This is a genomic window from Nitrospirota bacterium (assembly GCA_040754395.1).
In the GTDB taxonomy this organism is placed as follows: domain Bacteria; phylum Nitrospirota; class Thermodesulfovibrionia; order Thermodesulfovibrionales; family SM23-35; genus JBFMCL01.
In genome coordinates this window covers 39,211-55,348 of sequence record JBFMCL010000006.1, presented here as the reverse complement: position 1 = coordinate 55,348, position 16,138 = coordinate 39,211, and the positions used below count along the sequence as shown (strand labels likewise).

Genomic DNA, 16,138 nt, shown 5'->3' with positions numbered 1-16,138 from the left:
CAATGGTCCAATCATGAAACCTGCCGGAAAGCACCGGATGCCTTAATGAACGCATGAAACAGCGCGACGGAAAGCTCATCGTCCGGCATCCGTTCGGGATGCCACTGCACACCGACAAGAAAAGCATAATCTTCCTTGTAAAAACCTTCAATTATCTCATCTTCCGATTGTGCGAAGACGGCAAGACTTTCCCCAAGATGCCTGATGGCCTGGTGATGGGTACTGTTCACAGAAAACGTGCCTTTCCTCAGAAATCTGTTTTCTGTTATCACTACTGTATGATAATCCTTTTTATGATTAATTGCTACCCGAAGCTGGACACCGATATCCTGATAGAGCGATCCGTTGAAAAAAACATTGATAAGCTGCATGCCGTAACATATCCCCATGACGGGTTTGCAGAGTCCCGTCATTTCCCCTAAAAGAGCAATTTCATAATCGCTCCGTATTCTTGAGACCAGATTCACTTCCGGCAGCGCTTTTTCACCATAGTAGGCAGGGTCAAGATCCTTCCCTCCGGGGATCATAAGACCCTGGATTCTGTCAGCATAATCCCTTGGGTCACCAGCCGCGGGTATCAACACAGGAATGCCACCCGCCGCGGTGACCGCGCCGCAGTATGTCAGGTTCAGTTGTACCTGCTGTTCTTCAATGTCTGTAGTGATTCCGATAACAGGTCTGTGCATTTCTCCGTCTTCTCTCAGTGTTTCCTTTCGGTTGCCTTATGTCCTCCATGCCTGAGCACCCTTCCTCCCCTTCTGCCTGTCAACCTTCCCTCCCAAACAGCAGGGACGCCGTTGACGAAGACATAATGAATCCCCTCCGGTTTCAGATAAGGTTTGTCAAATGTCGCACGGTCCTTTATCTGTTTATAATCAAATATGACAATATCCGCAAATGCGCCTTCCCTCAGTACTCCCCTCTGAAAAATCCCGAAGGTATTCGCAGGAAGCGCGGTTATTCTTTGCACCGCCCCACTCAGAGTCGCGACAGAATGCTCCCGGACATACTCTCCGATAAACCTCGGGAAGCTTCCAAATCCCCTTGGATGAGGCTTGCCGATCCTGGTTACCCCGCCCGCAGAGCGGGCTGAACTGTCAGTCCCTATCATGCAGTACGGCAGCGAGAGAAATCTTCTCAGATTCTGTTCATTCATCGACAAGAAAATCGCACTGACTCTGAGTTTTTCTTCGATCAGCAGGTGCATGAGGACATCAACAGGATGAGCCTTTTTTCGCTCTGCGATGTACGCAAGGGTTTTCCCCTCCATCCAGCGGTTTCTTTCCTGTGCGACAGTCGCAATGCAGATGGTCTCCCAGTATCCTGTTCCACCATGCTCCTTCAGTATTTCACTCCGAATCCTGCTCCTGACCTCAGCCTTTTTCAGCTGCCTTATCTCTTTGTCCGCACCTCCTTCGTACACCCATGACGGCAGAACGGTGTCAAGGTCAGTAGAGGCGGCTGTATAGGGATACCTGTCGCACGTAAGACGTATTCCTTCCTGTTGCGCGTTTTCAATCATTGAGAGCGCGCTGTCAATCTTGTGCCAGTTCTTCTGTCCGCTTGTTTTGATATGTGAGACGTGGCCCCTGATCCCTGCCTCTCTGGCAATTCCTATAAGTTCTTCTATCGATTCAAGAAGCCTGTCGCTCTCACTCCTCATGTGGGAAGTGTATATAAGCGCCTTGCAGCATTTGGCAAGATCAACCAGTTCCTCCGTTTCCGAATACACACCGGGAGGATAAATGAGGCCGGTAGAGAGACCGATTGCGCCTTCATCCAGCGATTTCCTCAGGAGCGCCCTTATCCTCTGCTTTTCAGCCCGTTCGAGGCTTCGTTTACTGTAACCTGCGACACACGCCCGGATATTTCCATGGCCGACAAGGGTTGCATAGTTCATTGAGATGTTTCTCTTCTCGAGCAGGCCGAAATATTCCCCGAATGTCCCCCATCGCTCCCTGATATCATACCCCCTGAGATCTTCTTCCCTCTGCTTCAGGGCTTCGCCTGACATCGGGGCAGCGGAAAGTCCGCAATTCCCGTTTATTTCGGTGGTAATGCCCTGGCATATTTTTCCCTCGGCGCGGGGGTCCGCCAGCAGGGTAAATTCCGAGTGTGCATGGGTATCGATGAAACCCGGCGTAACCGTCATATCCCGTGCTTCTACCACACGAACGGAAGCACCTGACGCTTTCTTTTTCCTGCGGCCGGATCTATCAATAAGAATGATCCTTTCTCCTGATATCCCGATATCTGCCTCAAAAGGCTCCGAGCCGGTCCCATCACATACCATTCCTCCCTGTATGAGAATTTCAGGAGATTTTTTCATTCTTTTCCTTTTTTTCGGGAAATCTTTCAGGAGCCTGCATGTTCTTCACGAAAAGCGGAACCAGAAACGATGAGAGAAGTCTCACACGTTCACGGAACCCCTTAACCTTCCTGCCCTGCATTTCTTGCCTGTAACCGGAGACGATCTGCTCTTTCAGCTCCGGAAGAAATCTCATCGTCATCCCCATTGTGGAAAAAAATTCGCTTACAGGTATCCTGAAACGTTCAAGAGGGCGCAACAGCCGCGCCATTGCATTCAGAAGCGTCTCCGTATCTGTCGACGCTGTCAGGAGTTTCGCGCCTGCAATCAGCAAAAAAACCCTCATTGTCCTTTCTGCAGCAACCCTTAGGCCTTCTTCTGTGATTACAAAAGGGCCCGCAAGCGCCACGATTTTTCCCTGCTGAAACAGCATATTTCCGATGAATGTGAATGACAGGAACAACAGAATCGGTACCCACCCCTGTGTGAGGCGCCTGAACGGTATTCTCATGAACAGTACCAGTATTCCGAACGCAATGCCCGCAAACAGGGCGAGGCTGTGGATAAAAAAAAGGGAAATGCTGAACGTGATATACGCAAGGATCTTGATTTCAGGGAGCAAAATCTACCTGTAAAACCGTCTGTTCTCTCTCGTGTCTGCCATCTTCTGAATAACCGGAGCAGAGGTGACATATGTGCCGAGACCATCCGCTATTGCCCGCGCGATATCGGAACGGTAAGAATCCTTCGAGAGGAGAAATTCCTCCTGCGGGTTGCTGATAAAGGAAACCTCCACAAGAACCGAGGGCATTTTTGCACCGAAAAGGACATAAAAAAGCGCCTGCTTGACGCCAAGGTCCACGACATGCTGATAACGGGTACCAAGGTTTGTCACCAGAGACTTCTGAATGTAATTTGCCAGCCTAATGGATTCATCCCTTTTGTTCTCCCTCATAAGGTCGCTCTTGATGATCTCGACGACGTCCATCTGCCGCTGCATCGCTTTCATTCTTTTCAGGGATATCGCATTCTCCCGCGCTGCAACCCGCATTGCCTCCTCATCATCAGTCCAGTTGAGCAGATATGTTTCGATCCCTTTTGCGGTGCTTTTCGGACTTGCATTGGCATGGATGGAAACAAACAAGTCCGCATTCTTCCTGTTCGCAATGACTGTCCTCTCTTCAAGAGGGATGTAAATGTCTTTTTCCCTCGTAAGAAACACCTCATTCAGGGGATCTTTCATGAGTATTTCCTTCAGTTTCAGGGCTATATCGAGCACGACATCTTTTTCATAGAGTTTTTTGGGGCCTACGGCTCCGGGGTCATGGCCTCCGTGACCCGGATCGATAACGATTCGCCTTCTGGCAGAACGTATGTCCTGTTTTTCAACAGGTTTTTGTTTTCCATACAGATCGACAACAAGCCGCGCAGGATTCTCAATAACGAATGACCTGGAATCGGACAGCGTTTCAATGTCGAGTACAACCCTGACCGTTTTTTCATTGTACTGGCTTGCCCTGATTGACTTCAGTATGCCGTCTCCCACCGGAAAGGTAGTTTTGATATCCCTTGGGATTGACGCATGTGTGAGGTCAAAATATATCCTGTCAGGATTTGAAAGACTGTTCTGTGAAAAATCAACAGGACCTGAGAGGTCAATCACCACCCGCGTGTAATCAGGTGATGACCAGTAACGGATGTCTTTTACGTGTACGATATCTGAAGCAGCCGCAAAAGGAGGGACGAGAATCAGCATCAGCAGCAGCATAACTGCATACCGGGACATCTTTTGGCTGACCGATCCGAGGTTTAAAAACAATCCCTGTTCTCCAAACCCCTTCTTCCTGAAATTATACCGCCCGTACCGCGCTTATCTCTGGTATCTCTTTTTTCAGGTTTGCCTCTACCCAATTCTTCAGAGTAAGGGTCGACATCGGACATGAACCGCATGCGCCCTTCAGCCTTACATACACGACAGAGTCCTTTATTTCAACGAGCTCGATGTCGCCACCATCTCTCTTGAGCCCCATTCTTACCTTTTCAAGAACATTTTCCACCTTTTCCTTTAGCATATATCCCCCAATAATTTTCTTTAATAATAGAACAATACAATGTTTTATTCAAGCTTTTTATCAATATTTCTTCACATCCGGAAAACAACTCCTTTTCCCTATTTTCCGATACGTCTTTTTTTGCATGAAGCCACTCCGGCAAAAATATATTTAATCACGATGTGCTTTTAGGATATAGTAATAAATTATCCATGAAAAACATTAACTTGACGTACCAATATCATTGCATCGAGATGCTGCCCTGATGACGCTCCTGCGTTCTGTGCTTTTTTTCGCCATATTCCTTGCGTTTCTCTGCATAGCAGGATCCTCGCATGCAATCGATCTTATTCCGCAGAACGGCGTCTGTGAACAGGAGGCGGAACAGACAAATGCATGTGCGGAGCTCCTGACTCCCACTGAAGAGAAAAGCCCGGAACGCTCTCAGCCCCCGGAAACGCGTCAAAAAGCCGGGGCACCGGCTGCAGAAAGCCCTGCAGCCGGAAACCACCCCCATCAGTTCACCGTATATTTCTTCTGGGGAAGAGGATGCCCCCATTGTGAAGAAGAAAAGGTTTTCCTCAGCGAGATGAAAAAGCAGTACCCCGGCATGAAAGTCATGGACTATGAAGTCTGGTATGATGAGCATAACGCCGAACTCCTGCGCGCTATGGCGGCGGCTTACAAAATGAAGGCCTCCGGTGTCCCTGTCACGTTTATCAGTGAAAATGCGTTTATCGGCTTTTCGTCAGACTTAAGGGTAAAAATGACCGAGGCTTTTCAGACGTGCATTTCCCATGAATGTGCGGATCCCGGACAAATTCTCTCCGGCAAACTCTCGATTGAGGCAGCCAGAAACATGCATAAGCCGAAAGAGCCATCTGAAGGCGCCGAACATCTCGAATGCACGGAAAAGAACAGGACAGTCCATGTCCCATGGATAGGAAATCTTGATGCATCGAGGATGTCTCTTCCGGCAATCACACTCGTGATAGCAGGACTTGACAGCTTCAATCCGTGCGCATTCTTCGTCCTGCTCTCCCTTCTCGGTCTGCTCATCCACGCGCAGTCACGGAAAAAAATGTTTTTCATCGGGAGCATCTTCGTCTTTTTTTCCGGGTTCGTATACTTTGTTTTCATGGCAGCCTGGCTCAACCTCTTCCTGTTTATGGGACAGGTCGAGATCATCACCAGGATTGCCGGTTCGATTGCTGTGGTGATTGCCGTCATCAACATTAAGGACTTTTTCTTTTTCAGGAAGGGGGTATCACTCAACATCCCTGACAGCGCAAAACCCAAACTCTTCGACCGCATGCGCAGGCTTATGAAATCAACTTCATTCATTTCGATGTTTATCGGAACGGTCGTCCTTGCAATCGCCGCAAATTCATACGAACTCCTGTGCACTGCCGGATTTCCCATGGTGTTTACGCGAATTCTGACACTGAACAATCTTGATACTTTTTCGTATTACGGATATCTTATACTCTACAACCTTATATATGTCATTCCTTTATCGGTAATTGTCATTATTTTCACCATCACCCTCGGGAAAAAACAGCTTACCGAATGGCAGGGGAGACTCATGAAACTCATATCCGGGACGATGATGATAGGGCTTGGCGGGGTTCTCCTGTTCAATCCTGCGGTACTGAGCAACGCGTTCATTTCTTTTCTGATACTGTCCGGAGCGCTTGTGGTCTCTTTCATAATAGCGTTTGTGACAAAGAAACTGCGTTACTCATGAGCATGAAATGAATACGTACGGAACAGCCTTGCTCAATGACCAAACCTTACGGATAATTGTAGAGGAATGCAACTGATGAAAAAAATTCTTTTTCTGTGCACTGCAAATTCCTGCAGAAGCCAGATGGCCGAAGGATTTGCCAGGGAATTCGGCAAGGGTATCGTCGAAGTCCACAGCGCCGGTCTCATGGCCGCAGGGGTTCACCCAAGGGCAATCACGGTTATGAAGGAACTCGGCATTGATATTTCGGGACAGAAATCAAAAACAATAGATGCAGACCTTTTTGTCCCCATGGACCTCGTGATCATCCTCTGCAGCAACGTGGAAAAATTCTGTCCCCGGGCACCGTTGGGAGTGAAACGTCTTTTCTGGCCTATCAGAGACCCTGTCGGAACAATAGGAACTGAAAAACAGATAATGAAGGACTTCAGGCGCGCTAGGGATGAGATCAAGGCTCAGGTAGCGTGGCTGATCCGGGAAATCGCCGGGTCAGAAACGCAATCTTCGGATTCCGCTGTATAACATGCAAAACGGTCAATCAGCATCTTCCCACCTTACCATCGTTCCTTTTCTTGCAGTTCCGTACCGAAAGACCGTAATCCCCTTGCACCCGATTTCGTAAGCCAGCAGAAACGCCTTCGCAACATCCTCTTTTTTTGACCGGTACGGCATATTGATCGTCTTCGATACCGCATTGTCGGTATATTTCTGGAAACAGGCCTGCATCCTGATGTGGTCCTCCGGAGGTATTTCATGTGCCGTCATGAACAACCTCCTGATATCTTCCGGCACAGCCCTCACACCACGCAGGTCTCCCCTGCGCATGACCTTTTTCCTCAGGGCTTCACTGAAGAATTTGCGTTTCCGCGCAACCGCAAAGAAATGCCTGTTCACTTCACTGAGTTCCGTGTCCAGGATGCGCCTCCTGAATGCAAGGGCAAAAAGCGGCTCTATGCCGCTCGAGCAGTCGGCAATGAGAGAGAGCGTTCCTGTCGGCGCGATAGTTGTCAACGTCGCATTTCTCACACGGGGCATTGATGGGGCGTCATAGACCGACCCGCTGAAGTTGGGAAATACCCCCCGTTGTTCCGCAAGCATTACTGACGCCTTTCTCGATGTGTCTCTGATGAATCTCATCAGATTTTTCGCAAGGGCGAACGCGCTTTTGTGGTTATAGGGTATTCCGAGGAGTATCAGCATATCAGCCCAGCCCATGACACCGAGACCGATCTTCCGGTTGCCTTTATGCATCCTCTCGATCTCAGGAACCGGATACCGGTTTACCTCTATTGCATCATCAAGAAACCTTACAGCGGTCGTGATGTCTTCAGCGAGCATCCCGAAGTCGATCCGTCTGTTGACCGGTTGCATTTGGGACCGTGGAGAATCGAATATCGTCATGCTGACATATTTCACGAGGTCAAGAGACCCGAGTACACATGCTTCATAGGGCAGAAGGGGCTGTTCGCCGCAGGGGTTTGTCGTCTCCATCTCACCGATATGGGGAGTCGGATTGGCCCTGTTTATTCTGTCAATGAACACAATCCCGGGATCGCCGGTTTCCCATGCGCTTTGGACTATTTCCTTAAACACGGTTCGCGCCCTCATCCTGCCCGCCTGATTCCTGCTTCTCGGATTGACGAGCGCATATTCAACATTATTTCTGAGGGCTTTCATGAACGAATCAGTCACCGCAACGGATATGTTGAAATTCGTCATTTCCCGTTCAGTTCTCTTGATTCTGATAAATTCAATGATATCAGGATGGTCAACGCGGAGAATGCCCATATTCGCCCCTCTTCTCGCCCCGCCCTGCTTTATCACATCAGTTGCCATGTTGTAAATCTTCATGAAGGATACCGGTCCGCTCGCGAACCCACCTGTTGAACGGACAACATCATCCTTTGGTCTGAGCCTTGAAAACGAGAATCCGGTGCCACCGCCGCTCTGAAGTATCAACGCGGCATCCTTGAGTGAATCGAAAATCCCCTTCATCGAGTCGTCAACCGGCAGCACAAAACATGCAGCCAGCTGTCCTATATCTTTCCCTGCATTCATGAGTGCAGGGGAATTGGGAAGGAACCTGAGCTCTGCCATGAGGGAATAAAACTTCTCCTGCCATTCTTCCCTGATTTCGTCGAACTGGCTCTCAGCGGAAGCAACGGCCGATGCAACCCTCATGAACATCCCTTCAGGAGTTTCAACGATATCTCCCTTTTCATTTCTGAGGAGATACCGTGCTCTGAGAACCCTCAGAGCATTTTCAGAGAGTTCCATGCACAAATTATAACAAAAAAGGATTTGAAGTGATTCCCGGTATGGCTAACCCGGATTATTCATGAAGCGTGGGATAGCAGATGATACTGCATCTCATCTGTATTGTGGAAGATTTTTATGAATAAGGCTAATGATGCTTTTTTGCAGCGAGCTTATTCAGCGCATTGATATACGCCTTTGCCGCGGCGACGATGATGTCGGTATCAGCACCGTGCCCCCTGACATTCCTGTCACCTTCTTCCAGTGATACAACCACTTCCCCGAGGGCGTCCGTTCCTCCGGTAATGCTTTTGACCTCGAATTTCAGGAGCCTGCTCTTCGTATCGGTTATGGCCGCTATCGCCTTGTAGGTCGCATCAACAGGACCGTCGCCATGCTCCATGCGGTCGACGATCTCATCACCGATCTTGATCTTAACCGCTGCGGTCGGCTTCTGGTGAATGCCGCACAAGATATGAAGGTCCACAAGGCTGTAGACCTCCGGCACCTTCATGACATCGACTGCCATCAACGCCTCAATATCCTCGTCAAAAATGTCCTTCTTCTGGTCGGCAAGCTTCTTGAAGCGCTCAAAGACCGCATTGAGTTCGTCATCCTCAAGCACATACCCGATTTCCTTGAGTCGTGTCTTGAACGCATGCCTGCCTGAATGCTTGCCGAGCACAAGCTTGGCGGAATAAAGCCCTATGCTTTCGGGCCTGATTATCTCATAGGTCGACTTTTCTTTCAGGAGCCCGTCCTGATGGATACCTGACTCATGCGCAAAGGCATTTGCCCCTACAATGGCCTTATTCGGCTGCACGGAAATTCCTGTTATCTTGGTCACAAGCCTGCTGCTCCTCATGATTTCCTCGGTGTTGATTCCTGTGTCGGCATGAAAAACATCGCTTCTCGTCCTGAGCGTCATCACCACTTCCTCCATTGAACAGTTTCCTGCCCGCTCGCCGATACCGTTCAGCGTGCATTCTATCTGTCCGGCTCCGTTCAGTACCGCTGCAAGCGAGTTGGCCGTCGCAAGCCCGAGATCGTTGTGACAGTGTACCGAGATGACCGCCCTGTCGATATTTCTGACCCGTTCGCAGATCGCCCTGATCATTGCGCCGAACTCAACCGGGATCGTATATCCGACGGTATCGGGGATATTCACGGTTGACGCGCCCGCCTCGATAACCGCCTCGACGACTTCACAGAGATAACCGATATCGGTTCTCGTGGCATCCATCGGAGAAAACTCCACATCATCGACATAGCTTCTTGCGAGCTTCACCATCTCTACAGACCGTTTCAGCGCCTCTTCCCGGCTCACCCTGAACTGATATTTCAGGTGGATGTCAGAGGTGGAGTGGAATGTATGTATTCTCTTCTGCGGGGCATCCCTGAGGGCTTCCCATGCGCTCTTGATATCTTCAGGCTTTGCGCGCGCCAGGCTGCAGATCACCGGCCCTTCAACCTCATTCCCTATGGTTTTTATCGCCTCGAAATCACCCGGGGAACTGAATGCGAAGCCCGCCTCGATGACGTCGACCCCGAGTTTTGCAAGCTGTTTTGCGAGGGTCAGTTTTTCCTGCACATTCATGGATGCGCCTGGGGACTGTTCTCCGTCCCGAAGTGTTGTGTCAAATATCCTTACTGTCCTCATTGTGTCACTCCTGCCTTGTGTATCTTCTTTTTCTTCCTGTAAAAAAGAATAATGTTTTCAATTATACCGGCAATCAGGTAGATCATCGCAAAGATGAAAAGCGCGACCGGCGGATGGATAAGAATAATCGTTAACATCACGACAATCGCCACCAGTATCCAGAAAGGCTTTCTTCTCCTGAAATCGAGTTCCTTTGCACCATGAAATCTCAGGGTACTCACCATCAGCACCGCAAGAGTAAATATCAGGAGGAGAATGAAATAGTTTCTGCCAGGAAGACTGTCCCACACTTCATGATGGAAAATGACCAGCGTGGCAACAATTATCGCTGCACCGGGAATCGGCATCCCGGTGAATGATTTTGATTCCGCAGAGCCCATCTGGACGTTGTATCGCGCAAGCCTCAGCGCCCCGCATGCGAGGAACAGAAACGCAGCCGCCCACCCTATCCTTCCGAACGGGTAAAGGGCCCACTTGTACATCATCACTGCGGGCGCAACACCGAAGGCAACGAGGTCCGAAAGTGAGTCCAGCTCGATCCCGAACCGTGTGGTACTGTGAGTAAGCCGCGCAACCCACCCGTCCAGCCCGTCAAAAATCGTTGCGAAGATGATCGCCCATGAGGCATGCAGGTAATTCCCCTTAAGCGACGCGAGGATAGAAAAAAATCCCAGAAGCATGCCGCACAGCGTAAGTGTATTCGGAAGAATGTAAATACCTTTTCTCATTAAGTAATTATAATAAAAATTATGATTATTTGCTTAATTCACAGGGAAAGATATACTCCCTGCACAGGCAAGACTGCAGAGAAGCGCTGCGAAACATCTTTCACCATAGCCTTCATGAACCCCCCCGTAAGAAATCCAAATATCGGATGTGTTCAGCGTAGCGTAAGGAGCAGGCGCCCGCTTACCACTGCATTATGTTTACAAAATGATAAATTCCTGAAATAATAATGAAAAAGATCAAGCAGGAGGTTTGATGGCAACAAATACTCAGAAAGTATTGAAAAATGCGCTGGAACTCCCAACTTTAGAAAGGGCAACGCTTATTGATCGGCTTTTGTCCAGCCTGGATCAACCTAACGAACAAATAGATAACTTATGGCGCAAGGAGGTTGAAGACAGGATAAAGGCATATAAAGCCGGCAAAATAAAGTCGGTATCATTAAAAGAGGCATTATCTAAGTATCAGAAATAATGCAGATAAGGCTTCTTGATATTGCTCAAATCGAATTTGATGAAGCTATCGAGTATTACAATTCTGAATCTGCGGGTTTAGGTAATTCGTTCTTGCGAGAGATACTCAATGCCATCGAGCGTATTCGACATTTTCCACTGGCATGGCATCCGTTTAGTAGCAATACACGAAGATGTCAATTGCATCGATTCCCATATGGAATTATCTACCAGATAACAGACACTGAGATACTTATTGTCGCTATAGCACATCTGCACAGAAACCCCGATTATTGGAAAGAAAGAATAAGAAAACATAACTGATTTTTAGCGTCTTGAAAAATATCTTAAATGCATGCTGAGAGAGTACATGGATATGTATCTCTCATTCAAGCTAATAATCGCCTTTTCATGATATGCCACATAATAACTGCAACGACAGCCTGTCCGCAGTGCACTGCCGGGAAAACCGCGTGATACGAAAACTTGACGGAAATACCGCAAACAGTAATAATTCGATAAGAAATTATTTCCATAAAAAGGAGCCGGATATGGCAGATGAGCATTCGTTTGACATTGTCAGCAGGGTTGACATGCAGGAAGTCTCCAATGCGGTGCAGCAGGCCGCGAAGGAAATCAGCCAGAGGTTTGACTTTAAGGGGAGCAAAAGCAGCATCGATCTGAATAAGGAAAAGGCAGAGATCATCCTCATCGCGGATGATGACTACAAAATGAAGAGTCTTACCGAAATCCTCAAAGGCAAACTGGTAAAGCGCAATGTTTCCCTGAAGTCCCTCAGCTTCGGCAAGGCCGAGCATGCAGCAGGTGATACGCTCCGCCAGCCCGTATCCCTCCAGCAGGGCATAGCAACGGAACGGGCAAAGGATATCGTCAAACTCATTAAGGAAATGAAGCTTAAGGTACAGGCCGAGATCCAGAAAGACCAGGTTCGGGTCAGGGCAAAAAAGATCGACGACCTTCAGTCAGTCATCGGAATGCTGAAGAAAAAAGAGTTCGACTACCATATAGAGTTCATTAACTACCGGTAATCCTTCCGCTCAAGGTCATCTTCTGTCGAGGGAAAACCGACGCATACAGAAAGAAAAAAACCGTCAGGGCAATGATATTCATATATTGCCGCCAGCAGCATACCCGATTGGAAAACCCGTGCCACGCGTGCAAAAACCCTGAGACCCCTGTGCACCTGAACCGGTTCCTCCCCTTCCCGAGAAGCGCACTGCCTTTTCGGCCGATGGATAATAAAGTCTTTTTTTGGAATGCCGCCCGAACGCAGCCAAAAAGTGGATATTTTAAACGAACCTGATATAATTTTATAAAAAGCCAACTCCAAAACGGTAAGAATGGTCATTGCGAGAGTAAGGAAGCAATCTCTTCTTATCAAATGAGATTGCAAGTCCCGGATGCTTTCGGGACTCGCAATATCCAGTTCATCAAGCGTTTGAGTTATTAAACGCCGGATCCGGGTAACCGGAGACCTAACAGTTACCAATAATGGAAAACAAAACTGAAATATCTTTCTTCAAAAAGCAGCACCTGATACTGTTAACTGCCGTCATAAGTATGCTGCTGATCGCTGGCGGAGTTCTCTATTACCGTGCCGAAGCACGGGCCATAAGGAAGGAGAAATACGATGAGCTGAAAGCAATCGCCAGCCTGAAGATCGGCCAGATAACACAATGGCGGGAAGAAAGAATCGCCGATGCCGGAGTGCTGTCACAATCTCCCTTCTTTGTGCGCAGGATAGAGCAGTGGCTTGCAAACCCGGAAGATCCTTCCTCAAAAGAAAATATTCTCGAATTGCTCTCTCATAAACAAGAGGAATACTACGATAATGACATCATACTTTCCTCTCCCGAAGGGAACCTGCTGCTTTCGCTCGCACACAGGACAAAAAAGCTTGATGCATTTACCTCCGGAAAAATCATCGAGGCAGTGCATATGCAGCAGGTAATTCTTACTGATTTCTATCTTTGCTCCATTGACGACAAAGTCCACCTTGATATTATCGCACCGGTTGTCAATGAACAGCGCATTACAATTTCAGCACTGGTATTTTCCATTGATCCGGATAATTACTTATACCCGATTATCCAGTTATGGCCTACCCCGAGCAAAACAGCCGAGACCATGCTTGTCCGCAGGGACGGCGAAAGCGTGCTTTTTCTGAACGAATTGCGCCACAGAAAAAACACCGCATTACAACTTCGCAGAGCTCTTACAGAGAAAGACCTTCCGGTGGTACAGGCTGTACAGGGTTTCGAAGGGATAATTGAAGGAAAGGACTATCGCGGGATTGACGTGCTTGCCGACATAAGGCCTGTTCCGGAGACGCCCTGGCATATGGTCACAAAAGTCGACAGGAGCGAGATTTTTGCAAAACTCCGTTACAGGGGTACGGTCACCGTTCTGTTCATATTCCTGATGCTTATTCTGACCGGTACAGGAATCGCATGGCTCTATCATTCCCGCCAGAAGAATATCTACAGGGAATTGTTCCTGAAGGAAAGAGACCTGCGCATAGCACAGGAGGAATTCCGCATAACGCTCTACAGCATCGGCGATGCGGTGATTACCGCAGATACCAAAGGCAACCTCCGTCACATGAATGCCGTAGCAGAACAATTAACCGGCTGGAAGGAACATGAGGCAAAAGGCAGGCCGCTTCAGGAGATATTCAGGATCATGCACGAAGAAACCCGGGAATGGCTTGAAGACCCAGTCCACAAGGTTCTCAATGAAGGGACGGTCATCGGGCTTGCCAATGACACGCTTCTTGTCTCAAGGGACGGAATGGAAATACCTATCGCCAACAGCTGCTCGCCAGTCAGGAGTGAAAAAGGGGATATCATCGCGGTGGTGCTCGTCTTCCGCGATCAGACAGAGGAGCGCGCAGCGCAAAAGGTGCTGCAGGAAAGCGAACAAAGGTTCCGCCTGTTCTATGAGCAGTCACCTGCCCCCTACCAATCACTGGATGCAGAGGGAAGAATTCTCGATATAAACAATGCGTGGCTGGAGACCATGGGCTATGCACGGAATGAGGTAATCGGGAAAAGGTTTGGCGACTTTCTTTCTGGAAGCAGTTCTTCACTGTTCCCCGAGCGGTTCTCCCAGTTTAAATCAGAGGGTGAAATCCACGGGGTTGAGTACGAGATGAAACATAAGGACGGCAGCACAATTATCGTTTCCTTCGAGGGAAGCGTAAGCTGCAATAAGAAGGGCGATTTTCTGCAGACACACTGCGTGTTTACCAACATCACCGAACAAAAGCTGGCTGAGGAGAAAATAAGAGAAAGCCAGCGCCATCTTTCCACCCTAATCGGGAACCTGCCCGGAATAGCATACCGCTGCGCCTACGACCGCAACTGGACCATGGAGTATATTAGTGAGGGCTGCATTGAATTAACCGGTTACCAACCTGAAGATTTTATCGGGAACAAAACCCTTGCTTTTAACGATATCATACATCCGGATTACCAGGAATATCTTTATGAAAAATGGACCAAAATATTGAGCAATAAAGAAGTTTTTACTGATGAGTACCCTATAATTACAAAAGACGGCAAAGAAAAATGGGTTTGGGAGCAGGGGTGCGGCATATATTCCGAACAAGGGGATGTTATTGCCCTCGAAGGATTTATTACCGACGTCACCGAGCGAAAGCAGGCAGAAGAGGAGATACGAAAGCTGAACGAAGAACTTGAACAGCGTGTCGAAGAACGCACCACTGCCCTTAAGGCTGCAAACAGGGAACTCGAAGCCTTCACTTATTCGGTCTCGCACGACCTGCGTGCCCCGCTCAGGGCGATTGACGGATTTACGCAAATGCTCGTGAGACATCTTGGAGCAGATTTTGACGACGAAGGGAAAAGGGTCTGCTCCGTAATTGTAGAAAGCACGAAAAAGATGGCAAGACTTATCGACGACCTTCTGGCGTTATCGCGTCTTGGCCGTACGGAAATGCACTTTGCCTCAATTGACATGAAGACGATGGCAGGAGAAGTATTTGCTGAACTCACAACCCCTGAGATGCAGCAGCGGATAGATTTTGCGCTTGGCGATCTGCCCAGTGCAGATGGCGACCCTGCGCTGCTCAGGCAGGTCTGGACAAACCTGATCTCGAACGCGGTCAAATTCTCTGCACACCGGGAGCGTGCTTCCATTTCCGTCACCTCGAGCAAAGAAGAGGAAAAGGCAGTCTACTGCATTCAGGACAATGGCGCCGGATTCAACATGAAATATCAGAACAAGCTCTTCGGGGTCTTTCAGCGGCTGCACAGCGAGCGAGAGTTTGAGGGAACCGGCGTGGGGCTTGCCATCGTGCAGAGGATCATCCACAGGCATGGCGGCGAGGTATGGGCCAAGGGGGAAGTGGACAAAGGCGCAGAGTTCTGTTTTTCAATGCCAGTAAAAGAGAGGAAGTTATGAACCGATACGATGCAGTTGAAATCCTTCTGGTGGAAGACAACCCCCATGACGCGGAAATGACCATCAGCGCGCTCAGGGAGCAGCACCTTGCGAACGAAATTTTCGTGGTGGAGGACGGGGACGAGGCGCTCGATCTCCTGTTCTGCCGCGGGAAGTTTGCAAACCGTCATCCAACCAAACCGCTGAAGGCAGTCTTCCTCGACCTGAAACTACCGAAGCTCAACGGGCTTGAGGTATTGAAAGAGATCAAAAGCAACGAAAAGACGAAAAAGCTTCCGGTCGTGATCGTGACATCCTCAAGGGAGGACCCTGATATCGAGACTGCATATGAACTGGGGGCCAACGGTTATGTGGTGAAACCGGTGCAGTTCGATGCGTTCCGGAAGGCAATGACCGCTTCAGGATTATTCTGGCTGCTGGTAAATCAGCCGCCGAAGGGGAATTTCTGACATCGCCTTGCGATAAAAATAATGAAGGGCTATTAAGGAGAGC

General features: G+C 48.9%; 15 protein-coding genes. 7 read left to right on the top strand and 8 right to left on the bottom strand.

Annotation, left to right across the window (positions count from 1 at the left end):
• Nucleotides 1-11: 11 nt before the first annotated feature.
• Genes AB1552_04430 through AB1552_04410 form a run of 5 tightly spaced genes read right to left on the bottom strand, consistent with a single transcriptional unit; the run spans nucleotide 12 to nucleotide 4,380 of the window.
• Nucleotides 12-686, bottom strand: coding sequence for a gamma-glutamyl-gamma-aminobutyrate hydrolase family protein (locus AB1552_04430; protein MEW6053024.1), 675 nt, complete (start codon nucleotides 684-686; stop codon nucleotides 12-14).
• Between the two features lie 14 nt (nucleotides 687-700).
• Entirely contained in the window at nucleotides 701-2,329 is a 1,629-nt protein-coding gene (locus tag AB1552_04425) for a D-aminoacylase (protein ID MEW6053023.1), read from the bottom strand.
• Nucleotides 2,313-2,930, bottom strand: a complete 618-nt coding sequence (locus AB1552_04420; GenBank protein MEW6053022.1) for an energy-coupling factor transporter transmembrane component T — start codon at nucleotides 2,928-2,930, stop codon at nucleotides 2,313-2,315. Before AB1552_04420 ends, AB1552_04425 begins: the two co-directional genes overlap by 17 nt.
• 3 nt (nucleotides 2,931-2,933) lie before the next feature.
• Nucleotides 2,934-4,127, bottom strand: a complete 1,194-nt coding sequence (locus tag AB1552_04415; protein MEW6053021.1) for an N-acetylmuramoyl-L-alanine amidase — start codon at nucleotides 4,125-4,127, stop codon at nucleotides 2,934-2,936.
• Between the two features lie 31 nt (nucleotides 4,128-4,158).
• Nucleotides 4,159-4,380, bottom strand: coding sequence for a NifU family protein (locus tag AB1552_04410; protein MEW6053020.1), 222 nt, complete (start codon nucleotides 4,378-4,380; stop codon nucleotides 4,159-4,161).
• A 244-nt stretch (nucleotides 4,381-4,624) separates the two neighbouring features.
• On the opposite strand from AB1552_04410, the gene AB1552_04405 reads away from it, so the two are divergent.
• Nucleotides 4,625-6,106 carry a hypothetical protein gene (locus AB1552_04405; GenBank protein ID MEW6053019.1) on the top strand — a complete coding sequence of 494 codons (1,482 nt, stop codon included), beginning with the start codon at nucleotides 4,625-4,627 and terminating at the stop codon, nucleotides 6,104-6,106.
• Nucleotides 6,107-6,181: 75 nt separating this feature from the next.
• Complete coding sequence (locus tag AB1552_04400) at nucleotides 6,182-6,628, top strand: arsenate reductase ArsC (GenBank protein MEW6053018.1); 447 nt, start codon at nucleotides 6,182-6,184, stop codon at nucleotides 6,626-6,628.
• Nucleotides 6,629-6,640: 12 nt separating this feature from the next.
• On the opposite strand, the gene AB1552_04395 is transcribed toward AB1552_04400, so the two are convergent.
• The 3 genes from AB1552_04395 to pssA all read right to left on the bottom strand — a co-directional run bounded on the left by AB1552_04395 (nucleotide 6,641) and on the right by pssA (nucleotide 10,750).
• On the bottom strand, nucleotides 6,641-8,383 hold the full coding sequence (locus tag AB1552_04395) for an adenosylcobalamin-dependent ribonucleoside-diphosphate reductase (protein ID MEW6053017.1): 1,743 nt from the start codon (nucleotides 8,381-8,383) through the stop codon (nucleotides 6,641-6,643).
• Between the two features lie 127 nt (nucleotides 8,384-8,510).
• A complete protein-coding gene (locus AB1552_04390) occupies nucleotides 8,511-10,022 on the bottom strand; it encodes a 2-isopropylmalate synthase (protein ID MEW6053016.1) in 1,512 nt (503 codons plus the stop codon).
• Complete coding sequence (gene pssA / locus AB1552_04385; GenBank protein MEW6053015.1) at nucleotides 10,019-10,750, bottom strand: CDP-diacylglycerol--serine O-phosphatidyltransferase; 732 nt, start codon at nucleotides 10,748-10,750, stop codon at nucleotides 10,019-10,021. The genes AB1552_04390 and pssA overlap by 4 nt, the downstream gene beginning before the upstream one ends.
• A 253-nt stretch (nucleotides 10,751-11,003) precedes the next feature.
• Here pssA and AB1552_04380 point away from each other — a divergent pair, with 253 nt between their 5' ends.
• The 5 genes from AB1552_04380 (at nucleotide 11,004) to AB1552_04360 (ending at nucleotide 16,095) form a co-directional block, all read left to right on the top strand.
• Entirely contained in the window at nucleotides 11,004-11,222 is a 219-nt protein-coding gene (locus tag AB1552_04380) for an addiction module protein (protein ID MEW6053014.1), read from the top strand.
• Nucleotides 11,222-11,524, top strand: coding sequence for a type II toxin-antitoxin system RelE/ParE family toxin (locus AB1552_04375; protein ID MEW6053013.1), 303 nt, complete (start codon nucleotides 11,222-11,224; stop codon nucleotides 11,522-11,524). Before AB1552_04380 ends, AB1552_04375 begins: the two co-directional genes overlap by 1 nt.
• A 227-nt stretch (nucleotides 11,525-11,751) precedes the next feature.
• A complete protein-coding gene (locus AB1552_04370) occupies nucleotides 11,752-12,249 on the top strand; it encodes a YajQ family cyclic di-GMP-binding protein (GenBank protein ID MEW6053012.1) in 498 nt (165 codons plus the stop codon).
• 463 nt (nucleotides 12,250-12,712) lie between these two features.
• The gene (locus AB1552_04365; GenBank protein ID MEW6053011.1) at nucleotides 12,713-15,646 is read left to right on the top strand and encodes a PAS domain S-box protein; all 2,934 of its coding nucleotides are present in this window, start codon (nucleotides 12,713-12,715) and stop codon (nucleotides 15,644-15,646) included.
• Nucleotides 15,643-16,095, top strand: a complete 453-nt coding sequence (locus AB1552_04360) for a response regulator (protein ID MEW6053010.1) — start codon at nucleotides 15,643-15,645, stop codon at nucleotides 16,093-16,095. Before AB1552_04365 ends, AB1552_04360 begins: the two co-directional genes overlap by 4 nt.
• Nucleotides 16,096-16,138: the final 43 nt, after the last annotated feature.

Coding starts and splice junctions, on each gene's coding strand:
- AB1552_04430 (MEW6053024.1), bottom strand. CDS start 686: ATGCACAGACCTGTTATCGGAATCACTACAGACATTGAAGAACAGCAG.
- AB1552_04425 (MEW6053023.1), bottom strand. CDS start 2,329: ATGAAAAAATCTCCTGAAATTCTCATACAGGGAGGAATGGTATGTGAT.
- AB1552_04410 (MEW6053020.1), bottom strand. CDS start 4,380: ATGCTAAAGGAAAAGGTGGAAAATGTTCTTGAAAAGGTAAGAATGGGG.
- AB1552_04405 (MEW6053019.1), top strand. CDS start 4,625: ATGACGCTCCTGCGTTCTGTGCTTTTTTTCGCCATATTCCTTGCGTTT.
- AB1552_04400 (MEW6053018.1), top strand. CDS start 6,182: ATGAAAAAAATTCTTTTTCTGTGCACTGCAAATTCCTGCAGAAGCCAG.
- AB1552_04395 (MEW6053017.1), bottom strand. CDS start 8,383: ATGGAACTCTCTGAAAATGCTCTGAGGGTTCTCAGAGCACGGTATCTC.
- AB1552_04390 (MEW6053016.1), bottom strand. CDS start 10,022: ATGAGGACAGTAAGGATATTTGACACAACACTTCGGGACGGAGAACAG.
- pssA (MEW6053015.1), bottom strand. CDS start 10,750: ATGAGAAAAGGTATTTACATTCTTCCGAATACACTTACGCTGTGCGGC.
- AB1552_04380 (MEW6053014.1), top strand. CDS start 11,004: ATGGCAACAAATACTCAGAAAGTATTGAAAAATGCGCTGGAACTCCCA.
- AB1552_04375 (MEW6053013.1), top strand. CDS start 11,222: ATGCAGATAAGGCTTCTTGATATTGCTCAAATCGAATTTGATGAAGCT.
- AB1552_04370 (MEW6053012.1), top strand. CDS start 11,752: ATGGCAGATGAGCATTCGTTTGACATTGTCAGCAGGGTTGACATGCAG.
- AB1552_04365 (MEW6053011.1), top strand. CDS start 12,713: ATGGAAAACAAAACTGAAATATCTTTCTTCAAAAAGCAGCACCTGATA.
- AB1552_04360 (MEW6053010.1), top strand. CDS start 15,643: ATGAACCGATACGATGCAGTTGAAATCCTTCTGGTGGAAGACAACCCC.